General features: G+C 66.3%; 22 protein-coding genes. 10 read left to right on the top strand and 12 right to left on the bottom strand.

Annotation, left to right across the window (positions count from 1 at the left end):
* Position 1 precedes the first annotated feature (1 nt).
* A complete protein-coding gene (locus EYW40_RS06590) occupies positions 2 to 2,494 on the bottom strand; it encodes a molybdopterin-containing oxidoreductase family protein (RefSeq protein ID WP_135820841.1) in 2,493 nt (830 codons plus the stop codon).
* Entirely contained in the window at positions 2,487 to 2,723 is a 237-nt protein-coding gene (locus tag EYW40_RS06585; protein WP_135820840.1) for a 4Fe-4S ferredoxin N-terminal domain-containing protein, read from the bottom strand. Before EYW40_RS06585 ends, EYW40_RS06590 begins: the two co-directional genes overlap by 8 nt.
* A 269-nt stretch (positions 2,724 to 2,992) precedes the next feature.
* Between EYW40_RS06585 and EYW40_RS06580 the strand changes: the two genes are divergently transcribed.
* A complete protein-coding gene (locus tag EYW40_RS06580) occupies positions 2,993 to 3,598 on the top strand; it encodes a nitroreductase family protein (protein WP_135820839.1) in 606 nt (201 codons plus the stop codon).
* A gap of 14 nt (positions 3,599 to 3,612) precedes the next feature.
* Here the strand turns inward: EYW40_RS06580 and EYW40_RS06575 are convergent, their stop codons facing one another.
* From EYW40_RS06575 to EYW40_RS06565, 3 genes are all read right to left on the bottom strand, one after another.
* On the bottom strand, positions 3,613 to 4,668 hold the full coding sequence (locus EYW40_RS06575; RefSeq protein ID WP_135820838.1) for a sensor histidine kinase: 1,056 nt from the start codon (positions 4,666 to 4,668) through the stop codon (positions 3,613 to 3,615).
* A gap of 9 nt (positions 4,669 to 4,677) precedes the next feature.
* On the bottom strand, positions 4,678 to 5,346 hold the full coding sequence (locus EYW40_RS06570; RefSeq protein ID WP_135820837.1) for a histidine kinase N-terminal 7TM domain-containing protein: 669 nt from the start codon (positions 5,344 to 5,346) through the stop codon (positions 4,678 to 4,680).
* A gap of 101 nt (positions 5,347 to 5,447) precedes the next feature.
* Complete coding sequence (locus EYW40_RS06565; protein ID WP_135820836.1) at positions 5,448 to 5,969, bottom strand: DUF8173 domain-containing protein; 522 nt, start codon at positions 5,967 to 5,969, stop codon at positions 5,448 to 5,450.
* Between the two features lie 154 nt (positions 5,970 to 6,123).
* Between EYW40_RS06565 and EYW40_RS06560 the strand changes: the two genes are divergently transcribed.
* Entirely contained in the window at positions 6,124 to 7,008 is an 885-nt protein-coding gene (locus EYW40_RS06560; protein ID WP_135820835.1) for a DUF4097 family beta strand repeat-containing protein, read from the top strand.
* Between the two features lie 4 nt (positions 7,009 to 7,012).
* On the opposite strand, the gene EYW40_RS06555 is transcribed toward EYW40_RS06560, so the two are convergent.
* The 4 genes from EYW40_RS06555 to EYW40_RS06540 all read right to left on the bottom strand — a co-directional run bounded on the left by EYW40_RS06555 (position 7,013) and on the right by EYW40_RS06540 (position 10,932).
* On the bottom strand, positions 7,013 to 7,489 hold the full coding sequence (locus EYW40_RS06555) for a cupin domain-containing protein (protein WP_135820834.1): 477 nt from the start codon (positions 7,487 to 7,489) through the stop codon (positions 7,013 to 7,015).
* A gap of 78 nt (positions 7,490 to 7,567) precedes the next feature.
* Complete coding sequence (locus EYW40_RS19535) at positions 7,568 to 8,200, bottom strand: zinc ribbon domain-containing protein (protein ID WP_161973168.1); 633 nt, start codon at positions 8,198 to 8,200, stop codon at positions 7,568 to 7,570.
* An 86-nt stretch (positions 8,201 to 8,286) separates the two neighbouring features.
* The gene (locus tag EYW40_RS06545) at positions 8,287 to 8,982 is read right to left on the bottom strand and encodes a zinc ribbon domain-containing protein (protein WP_135820832.1); all 696 of its coding nucleotides are present in this window, start codon (positions 8,980 to 8,982) and stop codon (positions 8,287 to 8,289) included.
* 111 nt (positions 8,983 to 9,093) lie between these two features.
* Positions 9,094 to 10,932, bottom strand: coding sequence for an acetyl-CoA carboxylase biotin carboxylase subunit (locus EYW40_RS06540; protein ID WP_135820831.1), 1,839 nt, complete (start codon positions 10,930 to 10,932; stop codon positions 9,094 to 9,096).
* A gap of 200 nt (positions 10,933 to 11,132) precedes the next feature.
* Here EYW40_RS06540 and EYW40_RS06535 point away from each other — a divergent pair, with 200 nt between their 5' ends.
* The 3 genes from EYW40_RS06535 to EYW40_RS06525 all read left to right on the top strand — a co-directional run bounded on the left by EYW40_RS06535 (position 11,133) and on the right by EYW40_RS06525 (position 14,309).
* Complete coding sequence (locus EYW40_RS06535) at positions 11,133 to 11,612, top strand: VOC family protein (RefSeq protein ID WP_135820830.1); 480 nt, start codon at positions 11,133 to 11,135, stop codon at positions 11,610 to 11,612.
* A 197-nt stretch (positions 11,613 to 11,809) separates the two neighbouring features.
* Positions 11,810 to 13,420 (top strand): long-chain-fatty-acid--CoA ligase, encoded by a 1,611-nt coding sequence (locus EYW40_RS06530; protein ID WP_135820829.1) that lies wholly within the window; start codon positions 11,810 to 11,812, stop codon positions 13,418 to 13,420.
* Position 13,421: 1 nt separating this feature from the next.
* Complete coding sequence (locus EYW40_RS06525) at positions 13,422 to 14,309, top strand: haloalkane dehalogenase (protein WP_135820828.1); 888 nt, start codon at positions 13,422 to 13,424, stop codon at positions 14,307 to 14,309.
* Between the two features lie 31 nt (positions 14,310 to 14,340).
* Here EYW40_RS06525 and EYW40_RS06520 read toward each other — a convergent pair whose 3' ends face one another.
* From EYW40_RS06520 to EYW40_RS06510, 3 genes are read right to left on the bottom strand one after another with little or no spacing between them, the layout of a single operon-like run.
* The gene (locus tag EYW40_RS06520; RefSeq protein ID WP_135820827.1) at positions 14,341 to 14,862 is read right to left on the bottom strand and encodes a Zn-ribbon domain-containing OB-fold protein; all 522 of its coding nucleotides are present in this window, start codon (positions 14,860 to 14,862) and stop codon (positions 14,341 to 14,343) included.
* Complete coding sequence (locus EYW40_RS06515) at positions 14,859 to 16,055, bottom strand: thiolase C-terminal domain-containing protein (RefSeq protein ID WP_135820826.1); 1,197 nt, start codon at positions 16,053 to 16,055, stop codon at positions 14,859 to 14,861. Before EYW40_RS06515 ends, EYW40_RS06520 begins: the two co-directional genes overlap by 4 nt.
* A gap of 2 nt (positions 16,056 to 16,057) precedes the next feature.
* Positions 16,058 to 18,004, bottom strand: coding sequence for a 3-hydroxyacyl-CoA dehydrogenase/enoyl-CoA hydratase family protein (locus EYW40_RS06510; protein WP_135820825.1), 1,947 nt, complete (start codon positions 18,002 to 18,004; stop codon positions 16,058 to 16,060).
* A gap of 331 nt (positions 18,005 to 18,335) precedes the next feature.
* On the opposite strand from EYW40_RS06510, the gene EYW40_RS06505 reads away from it, so the two are divergent.
* From EYW40_RS06505 to EYW40_RS06485, 5 genes are read left to right on the top strand one after another with little or no spacing between them, the layout of a single operon-like run.
* Positions 18,336 to 19,583, top strand: a complete 1,248-nt coding sequence (locus EYW40_RS06505; protein ID WP_135820824.1) for an ABC transporter substrate-binding protein — start codon at positions 18,336 to 18,338, stop codon at positions 19,581 to 19,583.
* A complete protein-coding gene (locus EYW40_RS06500) occupies positions 19,571 to 20,611 on the top strand; it encodes a branched-chain amino acid ABC transporter permease (protein ID WP_202614460.1) in 1,041 nt (346 codons plus the stop codon). The genes EYW40_RS06505 and EYW40_RS06500 overlap by 13 nt, the downstream gene beginning before the upstream one ends.
* A complete protein-coding gene (locus EYW40_RS06495) occupies positions 20,608 to 21,735 on the top strand; it encodes a branched-chain amino acid ABC transporter permease (protein ID WP_135820823.1) in 1,128 nt (375 codons plus the stop codon). The genes EYW40_RS06500 and EYW40_RS06495 overlap by 4 nt, the downstream gene beginning before the upstream one ends.
* A gap of 41 nt (positions 21,736 to 21,776) precedes the next feature.
* The gene (locus EYW40_RS06490) at positions 21,777 to 22,583 is read left to right on the top strand and encodes an ABC transporter ATP-binding protein (RefSeq protein WP_135820822.1); all 807 of its coding nucleotides are present in this window, start codon (positions 21,777 to 21,779) and stop codon (positions 22,581 to 22,583) included.
* Entirely contained in the window at positions 22,580 to 23,287 is a 708-nt protein-coding gene (locus EYW40_RS06485) for an ABC transporter ATP-binding protein (RefSeq protein WP_135820821.1), read from the top strand. The genes EYW40_RS06490 and EYW40_RS06485 overlap by 4 nt, the downstream gene beginning before the upstream one ends.
* The last annotated feature ends 92 nt before the right edge of the window (positions 23,288 to 23,379 follow it).

Below are 23,379 nucleotides of genomic sequence, written 5' to 3'. Positions count from 1 at the left end.
GTTAATCACCTCCGGCAGCGCCGGCGTCCGCCCCGCGCGGGTTGTCCGACGTGTACTTGCTCGTGTCGACGTCGTCGGGCGCGGGTTCGACCTCGACGCGCGTGTCGTAGAACGCGAAGTTCCCCGTCGCCTCGCAGACGTCCATGTGGGTCAGGTTGTTGTGGTGGCCCTGCACGTAGTCGCGCACCCACCAGCCCTGGTCCGTGTTGACCATCTCGGGCCTGATCCCGTCGTTGTACTTCGCCTTCACGACCATCTCCCCGCGGTCGTTGTACACGCGGACGTAGTCCCCGTCGTCGATGCCGCGGCGCTTGGCGGTCTTGGGATTGATGTCGAGCTGGGGCTGGTCGTTTATCTCGCGCAGCCAGGGCTGGTACTCGTACTGGGAGTGGATCCGCCACTTCGAGTGTTTCTGCGTGAACGTGAGCGGGTACTCCTCCGCCTTCTCCCAGTCGTCGTCCGTCCGGCTCTCTATCGGCACCGGCACCTCGAAGGAAACCTCCTCGTCGAGGTCGTCGCCGTCCTCGACCGGCGCGTCCTCTTTGTATATCTCGAGCCGCCCCGACGGCGTGTTGAACTCGCCCTGGTAGAGCACGGGGTCGTCGTCGATGTGGACCGTCCCCTGCTCGACCAGCGTGTCGTAGTCGATGCGGTCGTCGTGGCCGATTATCTCCTCGATCGCCTCGCTCTTGTCGGCGACGAACTCGTCCCCGTAGCCGAGGCGTTCGGCCAGCCCGACGATGATGTCCCAGTCGTCGCGCGCCTCCCAGAGCGGCTCGTGTGCGGGCTCGCGATAGCTGACGTGGGGGTGGTTGGACCCGCCGACGACGTCCTCCCGCGTGAACCAGTGCGACGCCGGGAGGACGATGTCGGCGTGCTGGACGGTCGGCGTGTGGTGCATGTCCGCCACGGCGATGAGGTCCAGGTTCTCGGCGGCGTCGAGCCAGCGCTGCCGGTTCGGCAGCTGGTTGGCGAGGAAGTTCGACGCCTGCGCGTACATCATCTTGATCGGGTACGGGTCCCCGCTCTCCATCGCCGTGATGATGTCCGACTGGTACAGCGACGACGTTCCGACCGCGTCATCGCCGGTCGCGAAGAAGTCACCCGAACTGTAGCCGCTGCCGCTCGGGTGCGAGGCGTGGATCGTCCCGTGGCGGCCGTAGTCGCCCGTCAGGCTCAACAGCGTGGCGTACGCCTGGCCGAAGGCGTGGCCGTACTTGTAGCGGTCGACGCCGTAGCCCGAGGCGATCCCGCCGGGGCCGCGGGTGGCGAGCCACCGCGCCGCCGTCCGGACGTCCTCGGCCTGGACGCCGGCCAGATCCGAGACCTCCTCCGCCGGGTGGTTCGAGGCCTCACGCCGGAGCTCCGTCAGGCCGGTCGTCGTGGTCTCGCCCGCGACCGTGTACTCGCCGAACAGCTCGTACTCGCCGTAGGTTTCCGGTTCGAGCGGGACCGGCTCCCCAGTCTGGGCGTCCATCGCGACCGGCGTGCTGTCGTCGCCGTCCGCGAACACGTCGCCCGTCTTCAGCAGATTACCGTCCTCGCGGACGAGGGCTGGGGCGAGCGTCCGCTCCCGCAGGAACTCCGCGTCGTATAGCTCCTCGGAGAGCACGGTGTCTATCATCGCCATCGCGACGTAGGGGTCCTTCCCGGGCCGAACCGGCAGCCAGAGGTCGGCCTTCGACGCCGTCCCGGTGTAGACGGGGTCGACGACGACGAGCTTCGCGCCGCTCTCGATGGCGTCCAGGAGGATCGACGCGTCCTGCTGTAAGTTGCTCGCGAAGATGTCCGACCCCCAGACGATGACGGTGTTGGCGTGCTGCCAGTCCTCGCCGAAGTTCGTCTCGGCGTTGAAGTAGCCGGCCCCCGTCACCCGCCTGAAGCCGAGGCCGGTGTTGATGTCGATGGACCACGACATCTGCGTGCCGCCGAACAGGTCCGACAGCTTCGCCTGCATCGAGCCGCTGAGCCCCGAGTCGCCGGAGCCGGTCTCGAAGTAGACGCTGCGGGGCTCGTACTCCTCGCGGACCCGCTCCATCTGGTTGGCGATGTGGTCGAGCGCCTCACCCCAGCCGATGCGTTCGAACTGCGCGCCCTCGCCGCGCGCGCCGGGCTGGGGGTCGTCCGGCGACCAGCTGGCCCGCTTCATCGGGTACTTCAGCCGGGTCGAGTTGTACACCCGCTGGGTGTGGGAGAGGCCGAGGACGCAGCCGCGCTTGTAGCGTTCGTCCTCGGGGACCTGCGGCTGGACCTTCTTGACCTGCCCGTCGCGGACGAACGCCCGCAGCGGACACTTCCCCCGACAGTTGGGCGAACACGCGGTCTTGACGACGCGGTCCTCGCCGAGGAAGCTCGTGATCTGGTTGGCCTCGGCGTCGCCGCCGGCGCTTTCGAGCGTCGAGAACACGCTCGCACCGGTGCCGAAGCCGAGGGCGGCGACCGCCCCCGACTTGAGGACGTCCCGTCTGAGTCCGGTTAGCTTGTCGTCAGTCATCGTTCTCGGGGTCCGTCGGGCGGTCGTCCCGCCCGAACTCCGCTTTCACCTCCTCGTGATACCGTTCGTGGAACTCCGCCTCGGACAGTTCGCCGTTCGCGACGCGGATCGCGTCGTCGGCCATCCGCTTTCCGAGGTCGGCGTCGTAGTCGACGTCGGCGAGCATCGCGTCCGCCGTCTCGTCCCACGCCGGGATCCGCTCGTGGGGACCGTCTGGATTCTCAGCCATACACGGGAGACAACTCAGGGCACGTCGAAGGAGGTGCGTCTGTATAATAGCGGGCTTTTTGTGTCCTCTTTCGGACGTGTGGGATATCGGCCGGATCGCTTCGTGAGTATGTCCCGATACGCGAGTATATTTTAAAAACGAGACCGTAAAATCATGATTCGTTTCGACGCATTCTGTGGCGGAACGGACCGGTACGCGCCCTCGCCGGCCGTCGGACGGGACTGCCGAGGACGAAGCGCGTATACTTCGGCCGCGGCTACTCCCCCGTAATGGAACGGACCGAGACGCGGTCGCTCCGCGAGGCGGTCGCGGCGACCCGCGAGCCCGAACACGAGATAGACCCGCTGTTCGTCAACCGGTGGTCGGCGTACGCGATGACGGGGGAGCCGCTGCCCGAGTCGGAGTACCTTCCGCTGTTCGAGGCGGCGCGCTGGGCCCCGTCGTCGCGAAACAGCCAGCCGTGGCGGTTCGCGTACGCCGCGCGCGGCGACGAGGCCTGGGAGACGTTCCGGGGGTTCGTGAACGACTCCAACCGGCGGTGGGCGGACGACGCCGCCGTGCTCGCCGTGCTGTTTTCGACGACGACCGGCGACGACGGGCGCTCGCTGTCCTCGCACTCGTTCGACGCCGGGGCGGCGTGGGAGAACCTCGCGCTGGAAGGCACCCGGCGCGGCCTCGTCGTCCACCCGATGGGCGGGTTCGACCACGAGGCCGCGAGCGACGCGCTCGACGCGCCCGATGACTACGTCGCGGAGGTGATGGTCGCCATCGGCGAGCGCGCGTCCCCCGACACGCTGCCCGACGACCTCCGGGACCACGAGGAGCCAAACGGCCGGAAGCCGCTCGACGCCGTCGTCACGAGGGGCGGCTTCTGACCGACCGGCGGGAGCTACGACACCGCCCCAGCGTCGGTTTCCCCATCGTCCGGTGCCGCAAGCGGGAACGAAAGCTTCGCCCGCGTTCCGCCGAGCGGCGAGTCGGCGTCGATCGTAAACGTCCCGTCGCACTTCCGGGCGATCAGGTCGACCAGCCACAGCCCCACACCGGAGCCGTGTTGCAGGTCGGACTCCTCGTTGGCCTCCAGCGTCGCCACCTCGTGGGGGTCGATCCCCGGCCCGTCGTCGGCTACCACGAGCGTGCCCGTCGCCCCGTCCCGTCGAACGGTCACGCTGACGCGGACGTCGCCCGGGTGGTGCCGGACCGCGTTGTCCAGCAGTTCCCGGACGGCCTTCCCGACGGCCGGGTGACAGTCGACGTGGACGTCGTCGGGCAGGTCGGTCTCGATACTGAGGTCCGGATAGTCGGTCCGGACGGCCCGCACCTGCTCGGCCGCCACCGCCCCGAGGTCCGTGCGCACGGCCGTCGGCTCGGCGTCGATCACGCGCCGGAAGCTGATGGCCTTCTCCGCGTGGGCGAGTAACTGGTTCGTCGAGACGAGGATGCGCCCCGTCGGCTCGGCGAACGTCCCCGACTCGTCCAGTTCCGCTATCGCCCTCGCCTCCCCGTTCAACACGGTGAGTTCGTTCCGGATGTTGTGGCGGAAGACGCGCGAGAAGACCTGCTTGAGTAGGTCGAGTTCGCGTTCGCGCTCCCGCAGGCGGGTCACCTCCCGGAGGACGATGAGCGAGCCGGTGGCGGAGCCGCCCTGCTCGATCGGCCGGAGGTGAAAGGAGAAGTGTCTGGTCCGGCCGTCGGCGTCGAGGCTGACCTCCTCGGTCCGCTCCATGTTCGGCTCGTACAGCGAGATGATCTCGGGGTGGTCGCGGGCGAACTCGGAGAGGTGGGTCCCGACGGGTCGCCGGTCGACGCCGAAGAGGCGCTGTGCGGCCGGGTTGCTGTCCACGACCGTGCCGTCGGCGTCGACGGACACGACGGGGTCGGCCATCGTCTCGACCGTCGTCCGGCGGCTGACCGGCACCATGCCGAACAGCCGGTAGCGAAACACGGCCGCCCCCTAGAGGCCCGTGGCGACGATGAACGTGACCGGCGTCAGGTCGACGTACAGGGGGATCCAGTCGATCGTTCTGAACAGATGCGTCTGGAGCGCACCCGGGACGCCGACGGCCCAGCCGGCGAGCAACAACAGCAGTTGGCGGCGGTGGTCGCCGTGGGCCGAGCGCAGGTCGCTCAGGAGCACGCCCACGGGGAGCGTGACCAGCGCGACGGCGAACACGACGTGTGCGAGATACCCCGGACCGAGGACGAGGTCGCTGATTCCGGTGGGGTTCGCGGGCGACTCGGCGGCGAGGACGAGGTGGTGGGCGGGGTTCGTCGCCGTCAGCAGTATCGTGGCGACGGGGACGGCGAGGAGGGCGGCGACGCGGCTCGGGCGCAGGTGGACCCGGCCGCGCCGGGTGTACTCCCAGACGAGCAGCGGCCAGCCCAGGATGACCAGCGACTGGAAGAGAAACCGCAGGGCGGTGTTGAGATGGACCGGCAGTATCAGGTCCGGCCACGTTATCGTCGCGAGCATGACCGACCAGCCGGCCTCGCCGACGAGACAGAGCAGGAACCCGCGTGCGCCCGGTTTCTCACGGTTCCTGAACGCGTACGCCGCAAGCCCGGCTATCGGGACCGCACAGACGACCATCAGGAGCGCCATCGACTTCGCTGGGCCGCTCACCTGTCGGGAGAGACACGAAACGCGAATAAACCTATGGGTGCCCGGACAGGTCCGTAGCGGCGGCGACTCGGCCGTGTGGCGACGGTCCCCCCGCGGTCACGTCAGCCGAGCTGGGACTGAAGCACCGTGCCGAAGCCGGCGGCACCGACGACGAACGCGATGATGCCGCCGACCCCGGTGGCCGCGAGGCCGCCGTTTATGACGGCGCCGAGGAGGAGCGGCTTCAGCCAGCCGTCGTCCCGGCCGACCAGCCGCTCCCCGATGGTGAGGAACGCGACGGCGGAGCCGACGGCCCACGCGAGCCACGCGACCAGCGCGAGCGGGACGGCGGCCACGATGCCGATGAGGGAGAACACGAGCAAGACGATCAGGAGCACCAGGCCGACCAGACAGGCGAGCCCGTACACGAGCGCGTCCACCGGCTCGTCGGCCAGCGATTCCATCATGCGCTCCGTGTACTCCGGGACGACAGCGATCATGATCGCCCCCACGGCGAGCGTCGTCAGGAACGCGCCGACCGCGCCCCCGCCGAGGCCGGTGCCAAGGTCGATGTCGACGTGGAACCCCGAGTCGGGCTGGACCTGAAGCACCCGGAACAGGACGGGCCGAAGCGGTTCGAGCATGGGTCGGGATATGTCGGTGGTACGTATAAGTATGTGCGAGCGGTCGAACGCCTGACGAGCCGGGGAGCGGTTCTACTATAAATGTCTTTTCCAGCGTTGCCGCGCGAACGACACCCGGTCCGGTTTTAATGGACGTCCACACGGATCGGGACGTATGAGCGATACGCTGACGAGACGAACCCTGCTCGCGGGCGGCGTGACCGCCGCGCTGGGCGGGCTGGCCGGCTGTATCTCGACCTCCCGCGAAGCGGAGGAGACCGTCACGGAGACGATGGCCGTCGACGACGCGAACGCCCTGGTCGTCGAGGGTGCCGTCGGCGACGTCTCCGTCTCGGGGGAGGCCCGCGACGACGTCCGCGTCGAGGGGACGAAACGCGCCGCCGGCGAGGACGGGCTGGACCGCGTCGACGTCCGCGTCGAACGGAGTGGCGGGCGGATAACGGTCACCGTCGACCGGGAGACGGAGAACGGCCTGCTCCGGTTGTCGCCGTCCCCGATCGCGGTGCTCGACATCGCGGTGCCGGAGGCGTTTCAGGTGGCGGACGTCAGCGCAGACACGGCTGACGTCGGGGTCGACGGCGTGGCCGGCCCGACCGAACTGAAAACGGACACGGGCGACATCCGGGCGACCGCCGTCGACGGCGACCTCACGACGCGGAGCGACACGGGCGACCAGCGGGTCAACGTCGTCTCGGGCCGCCTGCACGCGACCGTCGACACCGGGGACGTCGGGGCGACCGGCGTGAACGGCCTCGGCGACATCGAGGCCGACACCGGCGACGTGGAGGTGACGGCGGCCACCGTCGGCGGGAACGCGTCCGTCGAGGCCGACACCGGCGACGTCTCGCTCGCCTTCACCGAGGCCATCAACGCCGCGGTGACCGTCACGTCCGACACCGGCGACATCGTCGTCGAGAACCTGGGCGAGGTCGACCGCGTCGAAACGGAGAATAGCTTCGAGGCGACGGTCGGCGAGGGGACGCACTCGCTGACCGTCCGGACGGACACCGGCGACGTGACGCTCACGGGCGGGTCGTAGCGCGTCAGCCCTGCACCGCGCCGCACTCGGTGCAGGTGAGTTCGAACGTGCCCTCGACCAGGTCGACGTCGTGGGTCCGCTCGGCCTCGCAGTCCGGGCAGTACACTCTGGACTGCAGTTCGTCCCAGTCGTGGGTCGCGCCGGGTGCGCCCAGCGCCCAGCCGACGACGCGCTCGTCGCCGTCGTTGTACCCCTTCTGGAACTGCCCGGGCGGGAACCGGATCAGCTCCCCCGCCTCAACGGTGACCGCCTCGCGGTCGAGGCCGACCTCGAACGTCGCGGTCCCGGACTCGACGTAGAACACCTCCTCCTGGTCGCCGTGGGCGTGAAGCCCGCCGGAGAAGGACTCGCCGGCGTCCAGTTCGAAGTAGTTCATCGCGAAGTGCTCGGTCCCGAGCGCCCCCGACACCGGCTTGCGGACGCTGTGGACCCCGAGCGGGTTGACCTGGTTGTCGACCTCGTCGATGGCGACTTTCTCCATGCGGGGACCGTCGGGGGAGAGCGCCAAAACCGTTCGTAAATCGTGAACGTTCCGCGCGCCGTTTCCGCCGGCCAGCAGCTACAGTTCCGTCCCGCAGGAGCCACAGAACTTCGCGTCGGGAGCGGTCTCGGACCCGCAACTCGGGCAGTAGTTCACCTGTACGTCCGGGTCGGACGTGTCGGAGGCGCCCCCGCTCGTCCCGCCGACGGGACCGATCTGCTCGTCGGCGAACTGCTGGAAGTCGCCGTAGTGGATCCACCCCATGAACGACTTCGAGGGGTTGTAGAACGTGCGGCCGTGGGTGGGGTCGACGGCGACCGGGAACTCGTAGGCCGACAGGTGGTTGTTCCGGTAGGAGCCGACCCAGTCGAGGAGGGCGTCGTCGAAGCGCTCGCCGACGACGACGGGGTAGACGACCAGCGCGGTGCCGATGATCCGCGGGAACAGCGACTTGTTCGCGAGGCCGTACTCGAAGGCGGCCTTGCTGAACGCCTCGGCGCGGTCCGGGGTCGCCGAGTCGAACCGCGCCACGACGACGAAGGTGTCGACGTAGCCGAGCTTCTTTATCGAGACCTTCCGCCGGTGAAACACCGTCGCGTCGTAGTTCTCCGGTGAGTCGTCGCGCTCGGAGAACCCCTTCGACCGGAGCCGTTCGCCCACGGCGGTGAGGTACTCCCGATACGCCGACGCGTCCGTGCCGGTCGCCTGCATGGGGGAGACGTTCGGACGCGACCGCAAATTCGTTGTGGTCCGCTGAGAGGTTCGCCGGGGCCGAGGCGGGCGCGAAGTCGGCCCGGCTACCGCCTGCCGATGCGCTTGTCGAACAGCCACTGCCAGACCATCGTCGGGATCGCGTACAGCAGCATCAGCGTCCCGGCGGTCAGGATGACGGCACCGCCGAGCTGGAGGTTGCCGTTGGCCGGCTGGAGCGCGCCGTGTGGTGCCATCCCGAATATGCCCGCGATGAGCAGGAGCTTCGACTTCTTGATCCGCCAGGAGCCGAACACGCCGAGGTTCGCGTACTCGTCGGCCAGGGAGAGCAACACCAGACCGCCCCAGAACACGACCCAGCCCCGCCACTGTGCCGGAACGTCCATGGGTGCGTAACTCGCACAGTCGTAACCGTACCGCCCCATCTCGGCGCATTTCATGTACCAGGTCGGGACGAACGCCGCGACCACAAACAGCCCCCCGGCCAGGCCCATGAACAGGAGCGCCACGAAGCTTATCTGCTCGCCCTGTTCGACGAGCGACTCCCGGACGTCCTCGGAGTACGCCTCCTCGGAGCGCTGGGCGTCACGGCCCGCGCCCCCGGACCCGCGGGACGGCGTCCCCGAGTGGCTCCCGCCGCCGGTCGTCGCACCACCGCCTCCGGACGCGCCGCCGGTCGACGCCCGCGCCTCGTCGACGTTCAGGCCGCAGTTCGGGCAGAACGCCGCCGAGTCCGGGAGGTTCTCGCCACACTCGATGCAGAACTGCATGTCCTCGGCCATTCGTTTTCGTGTCAGAACGAATGTGGAAAAACGTTGTCTTTCCGTGGTCCCGGCCGGCGAGGACGGTGCGGCCACGTGCGGTCCAGTAACCGCGGCGCGCGAGCGGTCGCGTCAGTCGAGCACCACCAGCACGTCGCCCATGTCGACGCTGTCGCCCTCGTCGATGGCGACCTGCGTGACCGTCCCGCCGCGCTCGGCGACGATGTCGTTCTCCATCTTCATCGCCTCCAGCACGCAGATCACGTCGCCGGCGGCGACCTCGTCGCCCTCCGCGACGTTGACGTCGAGGATGGTGCCCTGCATCTCCGCGGTCACCCGCTCGCCCTCGCCGGTGATCTCCGTGCCGCCGTCGTCGCTCCCGCTGCCGCCGGCGGCGTCGGGGCGCTCCGCGGTCGCGGAACCGCCGCCGCCGGAATCGACGGCGACCGGGGCCGCGCCGCGTTCCTCCAGGTTCACCTCGAAGCGCTTGCCGTTGACCTCGACGGTGAACTCGCGCTCGACGACCTCCTCGTCGTCGTCCGCGCTCCCGGCGTCCTCGGTGCCCCACTGCTCCTGGGCTTCCGCGATGCGGTCGCGGTCCAGTTCCTCGTCCAGGTACTTCGTGGTGTGCGTGCCGTTCGTGAACCGCTCGTCGGTGAGCATCAGGCGGTGGAACGGGACGATAGTGACGATGCCCTCGATGTCGTACTCGCGCAGCGCCCGGAGGCTCCGGGAGATGCACTCCTCGCGGTCCGACCCGTGGACGATGAGCTTCGCGACCATCGAGTCGTAGTCGGTCACGAGTTCGTCGCCCTGCCGGAGCGCGTCGTCGAGGCGGACGCCGATGCCGCCCGGCGGGTCGTACGTCGCGAGTTCGCCGCCCTGGGCCGGCGCGAACTCGTTGGCGGCGTTCTCGGCGTTGATCCGGAACTCGATGGCGTGGCCGTCGAACGTCACGTCGTCCTGCGCGAAGTCGAGTTCCTGGCCGGCCGCGACGCGGAGTTGCTCTTTCACGATGTCGATCCCGGTGATCTCCTCCGTGACGGTGTGTTCGACCTGAATTCGGGTGTTCACTTCGAGGAAGTAGAAGTTCGCGTCCGGGCCGAGCGGCTCGTCGGGGTCGCGGTCCTCCTCCTCGACGAGGAACTCGACGGTGCCGGCGTTGGTGTAGCCCGCCTCGCTGACGCCGCGGCGGGCCGCCTCGCCGATCTTCTCGCGGAGTTCGTCCGACAGCGCGGGGCTTGGCCCCTCCTCGATCACCTTCTGGTGGCGGCGCTGGAGCGAACAGTCGCGCTCGCCGAGGTGGCGGACGTTGCCGTGCTCGTCCGCGAGGATCTGCACCTCGATGTGCCGGGGGTTCTCCAGGTAGCGTTCGAGGTAGACCGAGTCGTTGTCGAAGTACGCCTCCCCCTCGCGCTTCGCGCTCTCCAGCTGGTCGGCGGCCTCGTCGGCGCTCTCGACGACCTTCATCCCGCGGCCGCCGCCGCCGCCCTCCGCCTTGATGGCGACGGGGTAGCCGTGCTCCTCGCCGAAGTCCTCGACCTCGGACACGTCGTCGACGGGATCGGTCGTCCCGGGGACGATCGGCACGTCGGCGGCGGCCATCGCCTTTCGGGCCTTCGTCTTCTCGCCCATCCGCTCCATCGCGTCGCTCGACGGGCCGACCCAGGTGATCTCGCTGTCCTCGACCCGGGCCGCGAACTCGGCGTTCTCGGCGAGGAAGCCGTACCCGGGGTGGATGGCGTCGGCGTCGGCCTTCCGGGCGGCCTCCATGATCGCCTCCTGGTCCAGGTAGGACTCGCTGGCTTTCGCCGGGCCGACGTTGTACGCCTCGTCGGCGTAGCGGACGTGCCCGCCGTTCCTGTCGGCCTCGCTGTAGACGGCGACGGTGCCGATGTTCAGTTCCTCACAGGCCCGCATCACGCGGACGGCGATCTCCCCGCGGTTCGCCACGAGAACCTTCCTGAACATTCTTACAAGTATCGACACGGACGGGCCACCATATAAAAACTGCGAGGCGGGGATGCCCGCCGTCGATGCGGCAATGTGCCCGCCGTCCCGGTCGTTCGCTCCCCGGCGTGTGCCCGCTGCGAGTTCGGCGTCTCCCGGCCTTCGGGACGGGCGTTTCGACGGGACCATTTTAGTAGATGGTTGTGAATTATGATGTACGAATGGCCGCGGAAGACCTGAACATCCGGGTAGACCACGTCGGCATCGCCGTCGAATCGGTCGAAGACGCCGAACCGCTGTTGACCACCTTCGGCTGCGAGAAACTCATCGACGACACCGTCGAGGACCGATTTCGCTACGCCTACTATCGACTCGGGGACGCCTCCCGAATCGAACTGATCGAACCGATCGCCGAGGAATCGTTTCTCACGGACTTCCTGGACCGTCACGGACGGGGCCTGCACCACGTGACGCTGGAAGTGGCGGATATCGATGCGGTGATCGACACGCTCGGCGCTGCGGACGTAGATGTCGTCGACAGGCGGTCCTACGAGGGCTGGACCGAAGCGTTCGTCTCCCCTCGCAACGACACCGGCGTCCTCTTTCAGTTGATGGAGTACCACGAACCCTTCGCGACGGAGCAGGGAATCGACCCGGGGACGTTGTACGTCGGTGGAGACAGACTCAGCGCTGACGAGTGACCCCGGTCGGACGGGGCTCGATCCACCTCGACATTAACTTAGTTTCTTCATTTGCCTATTCAGAATTACAATGGAAATCTATACCGAAGTTTTAAATGAGTATGTAAACAACACTCGGGATAGGATGTGGGAAGGCAACTCGTGGCAACGTGGTTTCGGACGCCTCCCCACGACAGGCTGATAACGGGTGAGCATCCATGCGCAAACCACTACTCACGACGGACTATTTGGACCGGGCGGTCGACCTGTTCGGTGACGATATCGGAGTCGTCGCCGACGACGGGACGGAGTACACGTACGGGGAGTTGGGTGAGCGTATCGACAGGCTCTCCGACGCGCTGGCCGACTGGGGAGTCGAGAAGGGGGACCGCGTCGCCCTGCTCTCGCCGAACTCCCACTACTTCATCGAGACGCTCTACGCGACGATGCAGATGGGCGCTCTGTTCGTTCCGCTGAACTTCCGCCTCCAGCCCGAGGAGTACGATTACCTCATCGACGACTGCGACCCCGACGTCGTCATCGCCGACTACGGCTTCGCGGAGAAACTCGCACATCTGCAGGGAGAGGAAGACGTTGAGGAGTGGGTCGTCTACGACGCGGAACGGTACGCCGAGCAGGGGGGAGACGTCTCGGAGTGGCACGACTACGAAGCCGCTCTGGACGGGGCCGACCCCGACGCGTTCGAACGCCCGGACATCAGCGAGGACGACGACGCCACCATACTCTACACGAGCGGGACGACCGGCGACCCCAAGGGGGTAGTTCACACGCACCGTATCCAGCACTACCACGCGCTCGTTCACGCCCACCACGTGGAGTTCGAGGACGACGACAACCTGCTGTGGACCTCCCCCATGTTCCACATCAACGGGTGGGGGCACATCTACGGTCTCACCGGCATCGGGGGAACGCACGTCATCCTCCGCGAGTTCGACCCGGCGGAGGTGTTCGAACGGGTCAACGAGTACGACATCTCGTTCCTCGGGGGCGCGCCGACGGTGCTCAACCTCCTGCTGGAGTACTACGAGGACGCGGACGTTCCCTCGACCGGGGACATGCCGGTCCGCGTCGAAACCGCGGCGAGTCCGCCGCCGAAGCAGACGATCCGGCGTACCGAGGACGAACTCGACTGGCGGATCATCCACGCCTACGGGGCGACGGAGACGGGACCGCTGATCACGACGAGCAACTCGCGGCGCAAGATCGACCGGGGCGACAAGTACGACATCATCAACAAGCCCGGCTTCGCGACGCTGAACACCGAGATCCGGGTCGTCGACGAGGACGGCGAGGACGTCCCGTACGACGACGAGACGAAGGGGGAGGTGATCACGCGCGGCAATCAGGTGCTGGACCGCTACTGGAACAAGCCCGACGCGACCGAGCGGGCGTTCCACGACCGCGTCGACGGGTGGTTCCACACCGGCGACATCGCGACGTGGGACGAGAACCGCATGATAACCATCGTCGACCGGAAGAAGGACATCATCATCTCGGGCGGCGAGAACATCTCCAGCATCGAGGTACAGGACACCATCTACGACCACCCCGACGTGCAAGTGGCGGCGGTCATCGGCGTCCCTCACGAGAAGTGGGGTGAAACGCCGAAGGCGCTCGTGGTCAAACGTGAGGGGTCGGACCTCGACGAGGAGAAACTCATCGAGTTCTGCCGCGAGCGGCTGGCACATTACAAGTGCCCGACCCGCGTCGAGTTCCGGGAGAGCCTCCCCCAGACGTCCACCGGCAAGATCCAGAAGTACGAGCTCCGCGAGGAGCACTGGGACGAGGAGGAGCGGAAAGTCAAGTGAGATGCCGCTCGTCTCGACGCCGGAGGACCGCTTTACGAAGGTTCCGGACTACGACTATCCCGTCGAACGCGTCGCGGTCGGCGACCCGGAAATGGCCTACGTCGACGCGCCCGGTAACGGGCCGGAGACGTTTCTCTGTCTGCACGGTGAACCGACGTGGGGTTACCTCTATCGGGGGCTAATCGACCGCCTCACCGATCGGGGGCGGGTCGTCGTCCCGGACGCTATCGGCTTCGGACGCTCGGACAAGTACACGGAGCGCGAGGAGTACGACTTCCGCCTCCACTACGACGCGCTGACCACCTTCATCGAGCGACTGAACCTCTCGAACATCACGTTGGTCTGTCAGGACTGGGGCGGGGCGCTCGGCCTGACCGCCGCGGCAAACCATCCCAAACGGTTCGCTCGGCTCGTACCGATGAACACCGATCTCCCGACAGGTGACCAGGAGATGCCCGCGGAGTGGCATCGCTTCCACGACTTCGTTGAGTCGGCGTCGGAGCTAGAGATCGGTCGACTCGTCCGGAACGGAACCGCGCGCAAACTGTCGGACGCCGAGGTCGCGGCGTACGACGCCCCATACGGGAGCGAAGCCGAGAAGGCCGGCGCCTACGAGTGGCCGAAGATGGTCCCTCGTCGGGGTGGCGGTGACGGGGGCTCCCTGACTGCGGCCGCCAGAGAGCGACTCGGGTCCTGGGAGAAGCCGGCCTTCGTGCTGTTCTCGGACGGCGATCCGATCACCCGTAATGCCCGGGACGACCTGCGAGCGCTGTTCCCGACGGCGACCGAACAACCGGACCGCTGGATATCGAACGCCGGCCACTACCTTCAGGAGGACGCTCCGGAGGAGATAGCCGAGTGCATCGTCCGCTTCGTCGACCGGACGTGACTGCAGCCCGATCCCCACGGAATCGGGCCACTTACACCGGTACGAACCGGTAGAAGACCCGGTCTTGCTCCCGCGGCCCGTCGATGTCGACGATCTTCAGCCGAACCGGGCTTCCGATCTCGAGGTCCTCGTGGGAGGCGTCGTCGATGCGGGCGGAGAGCTTCACCGGCCCGAGATCGACGACGCCCACGACGAACGGCGTGTCCTCGTTCATGCCGATCGCGGCGGTCCCCCGAACCTCGGTAAAGGAGTGCATCTCGCCCTCGTGGGGGAGGTCCGTGTACGCGAGGTCGTCGCTCAGACACTCGGGACAGACGATCCGCGGCGGGAAGTGAAGCGAGTCACAGTCCCGGCACCGAGTGGTCCTGAACTCGCCGTCCCGGAGTTCGTCGTAAAACCGGTGGATCCGCGTGTGTTCGGGGTCCTGTAGCTCGTAGAAGTCGAGCAGCCGCGGGAGCTCGACCTCGTCGGGGACCGAGACCGTTTCTCTCGGCGGTTCCTCGCCGCCGTCGGGCAGTGCAGCCGGGTCGGTGGTCGCGTTGTCGTCGCTCATTGTGGATCCCTCCCGAGCGTCATGACGCTGTGAACCGACCCGCTCCCGCTGAGGTTGTGGATCAGCCCCGTGTCGGGGTCGCCGGCTACGGCGCGGCTGCTCGGCACGTCGCCAGCGAACTGGCGGTATACCTCCAGGGCCTGCGAAACGCCGGTCGCACCGAGCGGATGCCCGCAGCCGAGCAGTCCGCCGCGGGGATTGACCGCGACGTCGCCGTCGAGTTCGCTTCGGCCCTCCTCGATGAACTCGCCGCCTTCACCCTCCTCGCAGAAGCCGAGCTGTTCGTACTCGATGATCTCGCTGATCGAGAAGCAGTCGTGGACCTCCGCGACGTCGATCTCCTCGAGCGGGTCCTCGATTCCGGCCTGATCGTAGGCCTCCCGTGAGGCCTCCCCGGCCTGCGGCCAGGTCGTGATCGAGGGGAGGTTGTTTATCGAATTGCTCGACATGCACGACTGACCGCTGCCGGTGATGTAGGCGGCCGTGTCGACACCCAGCTCCGCCGCCTTCTCGTCGCTGACGACGAGAACGCCCGTCGCACCGTCGGTTATGCCGCTGCAGTCAAGCAGGTTCAGCGGCGGCGCGATGGGGTACGAATCCAGAACGTCGTCGACGCTCACGTTCCGGGAGTAGTGAGCGAAGTCGGTCTCCGCTGCGTGGTTCTTGTTCTTCGCACTCACCATGGCGAGTTGTTCGCGCGTGGTGCCGTGCTCGTGCATGTGTCGCTGGGCGAACTGGGCGAAGTGTGAGGGGCCGTTGAGGCCGTTGACGCCGTCGAACTCCCGGTCGAGCACGTTCGTCATGTTCGACTGCATCTCGGGCATGTACTCCTTCCCGATGTTCATCTTCTCCACGCCCAACACGAGCGCCACGTCCAGTTGGCCCGCGGCGATCGCCAGCCACGCGTACCGCAGCGCCGCTTGCCCGCTGGCGCACGCAAGCTCCGTCCGGGCGATCATCTTGTTGGCGTCGATGCCGAGCAGTTCCGCGGCGAGGGGAGCGACGTGGCTCTGGAAGGCGAACCGTTCGGGTTGCACGGCCCCGACGAACAACCCCTCGACGTCGTCGGGTTCGAGGCCATCGACGTCGTCGAACGTCGCCTTCCCGGCCTCCTGGGCCAGATCCTTCCACGTGGCGTCGCGTTCGCCCCAATCGGTCGTCCCACCGCCGACGATAGCAGCGTTTCCTGACATCGTTAGCTCTCGAAGTCGGGCTCGCGGTCCTCGCGGAACGCCACGACGCCCTCGATCATGTCGTCAGTCGTAGTGAGCAGTCCGAACCCCTGGCTCTCCATCTTCAACCCGCTCTTCAGGCTCGCGTCCTGTCCCTCGTTGATGACCTGTTTCGCCACCTTGAGCGCGGTCTTGGGACCGGAGCTGAGGTCGTCGACGAACTCCTCGACGGTGTCGTCGAACTCCCCCTCGGGCACCGCGCGGTTGATGATGCCCCAGTCGGCCGCCTGCTCCGCGGGGAAGTGGTTGCCCCGGAAGATCAACTCCTTCGCCCGGGGTTCGCCCACGAGACGGGTGAGCCGCTGCGTGGACCCGCCGCCGGGGATCAGGCCGAGGTCGATCTCCGGGTTCCCGAACGTCGAGTTCTCGGTCGCGATGCGGATGTCGCAGGCGAGCATCAGTTCGAAGGCACCCCCGAGACAGAACCCGTCGATCGCGGCGATCGTCGGGCGGTCGAAGTCGTACACCCGCTCGATGGACTCCTCGACGTCCATGATCTCGGTCGGCTCCTTCGACATGAAGCCCGTCACGTCGACGCCGGCGGAGAACGCGCGGTCGCCCGCGCCGGAGAAGACGACACAGGAGACCTCCTCGGGGTTCGCATCGGCCAGCGCACGGTCGATCTCGGCGAACATCTCGTCGGAGAGGGCGTTGAGCCGTTCCGTCCGGTCGAACTCGATAGAGAGGACGCCCTCGTCGTCGAGTTCGAGGTTGAGGAACTGATAGGGCCACTCCCCGGTGTAGTCGTAGAAGCCCTCCCCGGCTTCCTCACCGGTCCTGCCCGACTCGACTAGCTCGACCAGGTACTCGGCGGGCTCGTAGCGGGCGTTTCCGGTCGCCTCGTGGAGGGCCTCCAGCTTCGAGAGGACGGCGTCGAGCCCGATCTTATCGCCGACGCGACAGGTACCGAGCGGGAATCGACCGCCGAGGCGAACGCCGACGTCGATATCCTCGGCCGTCGCGACGTCGTTGCCGATCAGTCGGGCCGCCTCGTTGATCATCCGCGCCTCGATGCGGAGGGTGTCGAAGCCCGCTCGGTCGCCGGGTTCGTAGGTGGGGCCCTCCCCGTCCTCGTATTCGTAGAACCCGCTCCCGGTTTTCCGCCCGAGGGTTTCGTGCTCGAACTTCCCCTCGATCGACGGGGGCACGTCGTACCCCGAGGCGTCGAGGAACTCGTAGGCGATGTCGATCCCGCTGTAGTCGTTGAGTTCGAACGGCCCCATCGGATAGCCCCGGTCGTACACCATCGCGGAGTCGGCCGCCTCGACGGTGCACTCGCCCTCGTCGAGCATCCACGCCGCTTCGCTCATGAACGGAACGAGGACGTTGTTGACGACGAACCCGTGGACGTCTTTCTTCACGTCGATGGGGGTCTTGCCGACGGATTCGACGTAGTCGTGCATCGCCTCCACGGTCTCAGAACTGGTCCGTTCCCCCTGAACGACCTCGACGAGATCCATCCGTAGCGGCGGGTTGAAGTAGTGCGTCCCGACGACCTGCTCGGGCCGATCGGTCGACGCCGCCATATCGGTGATCGAGAGGCCGGAGGTGTTGCTCGCGAGTATCGCATGATCCGGGGCGTACTCGTCCACCTCCGCGAACGTCTCCTTCTTCAGGTCGAGCCGCTCCGGGATCGCTTCGACGACCAGGTCGGCATCCCCGACGGCGGCCTGCAGGTCGGTGTAGCCGTCGACCCGGCCGAAGACCTCGTCGGCGGATTCCTCGATTCGACGTTTCTCCTCCAACTTGTCGAGACTCCACTCGATGTTGTCGAGTCCGTCATCGACGTACTCCTCCTCGACGTCCCGAAGTGCGACGTCGTACCCGGCGATCGCAGCGACTTCCGCGATCCCGTGACCCATGCTACCTGCGCCGAGAACCGCGACGCGCTGGATATCGGTGTTCTCCATCTACCTATATCTTGTTAACGGATCTAATCAATCTTCCGGATGTTGGTAATCTGGAAGGCAGTAATACAAATGATTGGAAAATAGTGTAGCGGTGCGTTGGCATCCTCTTCCGACGGGAAACGCGGAGGAAGAGAAAGTGGTCGCAGTTGCGGCCAAGAACCGGAACCCGATTGGATCCCGGACGGAAGGGGACTCACTCATCGCCCTTACGAGTATAATTTAACTATTCTTGTGTGAAGTGGGGTTCTATCTTACCAGTTGTTCTAATTAGTCTGGATATTCTAACCATCGAAAGACCTATCATAGGAGGACCTGAAAGAGAGAGTACAACATGAAAGATCATAATAGGAGGTCGTTCCTGAAGCGGGCGGGAGCGGCGTCAGCGGTTTCGATCGGAGGACTCGCCGGCTGTACCGGCGGCGGTGACGACGGGGACGGCGTCGGTGACGAGATCGTTATCGCGTGTCCCACGGCCCTCAGCGGGGCTTTCGCACCGTACGGGGAGGCGGAGCGTGACGGCGGCCGGCTGGCGGCACAACACCTCGAAGAGGAGTTCGACGTCTCGATAGAGGTCGTCACCGGCGACAGCGCCGCGAATCCGGACGAGGCGGTCAGTCAGATCGAAGGAATGGTCGTCGACGACGGCGCGCACATGGCGTTCGGCGGCGTCAGTTCCGCCGTCGGGATGGCCATGGGCAGTTGGGCCACCGAGAATCAGGTTCCGATCTGCGTTCACGGCGGCTCGGACGACATCACCGGGTCCCAGTGTGCGGAGTACATGTTCAGCACGTACATGTCGAACACGATGCAGCTCGGGCCCGTCGCCCCCGCGATGGCGGACCTCGAGGACGATTGGTACATCCTCTACTCGGATTACACCTGGGGGCAAACGGCGTTCGACGCGTACTCGCAGGCGCTCGAATCCGAGGGCGCGAACGTCGTCGGGAGCCAAGCCGTCCCGTTCCCCACACAGGAGTACAACCCGTATCTCAACAGCGCCGAAGAGTCCGATGCGGGCGGTATCGCGCTGCTGGTCGCCGGTCTGGACCAGCGGGCGTCGACCAGCCAGATCCTCAGCCGCGAGATGCAGGACGATTACTCGTTCATGATGCATCAGACGGAGGACGTCAGCCTCTGGGGTATCGACCCCCGGGCGACTGCCCTGCTCGACATTAACAGTCAGGGATGGAGCGCCGGCCTGGACGTCTCGGAGGACTGGCTGGAAGAGATCGCCGAGCTATCGGACCATGACCCGTTCGTTCGGCACTACATGGGCTACGTCTCGGTCGACCAGATGGTCCGTGCGTCGATGCGGGCCGAGTCGCTCGAGGGGGAGGCGATCAAGGACGAACTCAGCGGTCACGAGGTCGACAACGACGCGATTTACGACCTCCAGCCCACCGAGGAGACGATCTACTGGCGAGAGGGCGACCATCAGCTCGTCCAGCCCACCCACATGACGTCCGGGCGCGCCGTCAGCGAGCATCAGAACGACCCGTACAACGTCTGGTTCGACGTCGAACGAACGATGGAGGGCGAAGAGGCGTCTCCCGAACCCAGTGGCGCATGCGAGCTATAACGGAGGCACCCATGGCCGTGATCAGGGAACTGAACCTCGGGTCATGGTCGATGCCAGCAAAGGCGTTAGCGGTCATCGTCGTCGTGCTCCTGTCGGCCACGCTCGCGGTCTCCCCCGACCTGTTCATACAGAACCTGATCGGAGGTGTCGCGTACGGGATGGTCCTGGCTATCATCGCGCTCGGACTGGCGCTCATTCTCGGCCTCCTCGGGGTAGTCAACTTCGCCCACGGCGGGCTGTTCATGCTAGGTGCCTACGGCGCGTACGAGGTCGTCGCGCTTCAGGGGTTCTCCTTCTGGATGGCTCTCCTCGTCGTTCCGGTCGCCGTCGGGGCGCTCGGCGTCACGATGGAAGTCACTATTCTTCGGCGTCTCTACGGCGGGACCCCGATAATCGGGCTGCTTGCGACGTTCGGCGTCTTCGTGATGATCGAGGAAGCGACGCGAGCCAAATGGGGCGGGACGCCGCTCACCTTCGAGATCCCAGCCAGCCTCCAGGGATCCGTCCCGATCGGGGTCGGACAGATCGCGACGATCCGCCTGGCGACCGTTTTCGTCGCCACGCTTGTGATCGTCGGGACCTATCTCCTCATGTACCGGACGGACTTCGGCCTCACCATCCGGGCCGGCCTCCAGGACCGGGAGATGGCCGAATTCATCGGGATCGACATCCCGACGAGGTTCACCGTCGTCTTCTTTCTCGGCTCCGCGATCGCCGGGCTGGCTGGCGTCCTCCGGGGGGCTGAGACTGGAATGGACCTCTCTATGGGCTTCGAGTTCGTCCTGCTCGCGTTCGTCATCGTCATCGTCGGCGGCGTGGGCAGTATCTTCGGCAGCGTCGTGAGCGGGCTGCTGATCGGTATCAGCGTGTTCGTCGCGCCGGTCGCCGTCCGCTCGCTGGCCACCGTCACCGGGGTCGACGCGCTCGACGTCGCCGGGATCGGTGGCGTCGTCCCGTACATCGTGATGCTCGTCGTGCTGTTGATCAGACCGCGCGGGCTCTTCGGGGAGGAGGGGTTACTGGAATGAGCTACTTGTCCCGCTTCGAACGGATGAACGGCATCGTGAACGCCGAATGGATCCGGACGCTCCGCGCTCCGGTCGGTATCGTACTGGTCGCCCTGTTGACCAGGCCGGTTCTGGGCAACGAGTTCGTACTCGGCAGCCCGCACATCGCGACCACGATCCTCATCTGGATGCTGTTCGCCGCGTCCTTCAACCTCCTGTTCGGCTACGTGGGCCTGCTCTCGTTCGGCCACGCGATGTTTCTCGGGACCGGCGTGTACGTGACCGCCATCGGCCTCTCCGAGTTCGGGCTCCCGTTCTCGCTCATGACGCTGCTGGCCGTGGTCGTATCGAGCGCGCTCGCGTACGTGATCGGTCGGATAATCGTCCGGTACGGCGAGATATACTTCGCGATGCTGACGCTGGCGTTCGCGATGGGCGTTCACTTCGTCGTGAACGCCAACCCCTATGACTTGACCGGCGGGTCCGACGGGATCCGGTCGGGGACGACGCCGGAGTGGATCTCCAGTTTCCGCGGCCGGCGGTTGATCGACGTGGGGTGGGTCGACGGCCTGTTTGCCTCCGTCGGCCTCGAACCGAGCTACTACTGGTTCGTCGCGCTCGTGTTCGCAGCGACGATGTTGCTGTTGTGGCAGATCGTCCGATCGCCGTTCGGACGGACGCTCGTCGCCATCCGGGACAACGAGGAACTGGCGAGGGCGATGGGGATCTCGGTCGACCGCTACAAGGTCTGGACGTTAACCATGTCCGCCGGGTTCTCGGCGGTTGCCGGCGCGCTGCTGATGATCAACAACTACGGCGCGTCCCTGCGGAACTTCGGCCCGCAAACCAGCGCCGAAGTCCTCCTGATGACGATCTTCGGCGGCGTCCATTTCTTCTTCGGGCCGGTGGTGGGTGCCTTCAGCTGGTTCGGGATTCGGGAGTACTTGCAGACGTTCGAGGTCCTCTCGCTCCCGCTGGTCGGAGCGTTCGAAGCGGGGACCGTCCTCAGCTACTGGCGGTTCTTCTTCGGATTCGCCTTCGTGCTCGTCATCGTGCTGGCACCCAGCCGTGGGCTCTGGGGGTTGGTCCGCGGCTACGCGGCCGACGCGATCGCCGCCGTTCGCAGGAGGTTCGCCGATGAATAGCCCCCGCACGGACGCGACACCAACCGAGTTTCCATCCAACGATGACTGATACAGAAACTACTGCGACGACGACGGAGATCGACCCGTCACAGGCGGTCCTCGGAGCCGAAGGGCTCACACGCAGGTTCGGCGGGCTCATCGCCGTTGACCACGTCGACCTGGCCGTCCGGGAGAACGAGCTACGCTCGGTTATCGGCCCGAACGGCGCCGGCAAAACGACGCTGTTCAACGTTCTCACCAACGCCCTCGCCCCGTCGGAGGGGGACGTGTACTACCAGGGCACCAACATCACCGACGTGCCGCAGTACGAACGGCCGCACCTGGGGCTGGTCCGGTCGTTTCAGTCGAACCAGCTGTTCGAATCCAAATCGACGCTCGAGAACGTCCGGATAGTCGCACAGACGAACGAACGGGGGTCGTTCTCCTTCGACCTGTTCCGCGACGGTCGAAGCGTCGCCGAGGAGAAGGCCTACGACATCCTCGACCGTGTGGGTCTCGGATCGAAGGCGGACGAGCAGGCGGTGAACCTCTCGCACGGGAATCAGCGACGGCTCAGCATCGCGATGGCGCTGGCCACGGAGCCGTCGGTGTTACTGCTGGACGAGCCCACGAGCGGAATGGGTCCCACGGAGACGGAGGAGACCGCGGCGATGATCGAATCGATCCAATCCGAGTTCGGACTCACGTTACTGCTGATCGAACACGACATGAGCATCGTGCTCTCGATGAGCGACCGGATAACCGTCCTCGACCGCGGTCGGATACTGGCGACGGGGACGCCGGACGAGATCCAGAACAGCGACGAGGTCCAGAAGGCCTACCTCGGCGGCATGCGGGAGGAACTATGACCCTGCTGGCAGTCGACGGCCTCGAAGCCGGGTACGAAACGGGGCAGGTGTTGTTCGGCATCGATATCGAGGTCGACGAGGGCGAGGTTGTCTCCCTGCTGGGGCGGAACGGTGCCGGCAAAACGACCGCCATCCGAGCGGTCGTGGGCGCCGACGAGCCCCACGTGAGCGGCGGAACGATCGACTTTCGGGACCAAAACCTCCTCGAACGGGAGAGCTTCCAGATCGCGGATCTGGGGCTCGCCTACGTCCCCGAGGGCCGGCGGGTTTTCCCCCGTTTGACAGTCAGTGAGAACATCCACGTCGCGGCGACCGCTGTCGACGACCCCCTGCCGGAATCCGAGGTGTTCGATTTCTTCCCGGAACTCGACGAGGTCCGCGACCGGAACGGGAGCAAACTGAGCGGGGGGCAACAGCAGATGGTTGCGATCGCACGCGCACTCGTCGCGAACCCGGATCTGATGCTACTCGACGAGCCCTGCGAGGGACTCGCGCCGATGATCGTCAGGCAGGTCGAAGACGCCATCCAGCGCATCAACGACGAGCGCGACGTCACCGTCCTCATGGTCGAACAGAACGTCGCCGCGGCGATGGCCATCGCCGACCGACATTACATCATCGAGGAGGGGCATCTCGTGGACGAGGTGACGACCGAACGCCTCAGGGACGACGAGGAACTGCGTCGGAAGTACCTCGGCGTGTAGGATCCCGACCGGTGAGACGGATCCCCACTTCCGGTAGTTCGTGGGACTCGGCGACCCAAACGGGACGGGTAGCCAGTGATCGTATTTGTGCT

The organism is Halostella litorea, assembly GCF_004785955.1.
In the GTDB taxonomy this organism is placed as follows: Archaea; Halobacteriota; Halobacteria; order Halobacteriales; family Natronoarchaeaceae; genus Halostella; species Halostella litorea.
The sequence above is the reverse complement of the archived record's forward strand: the minus strand, read 5'-3'. Positions and strand labels throughout refer to the sequence as shown.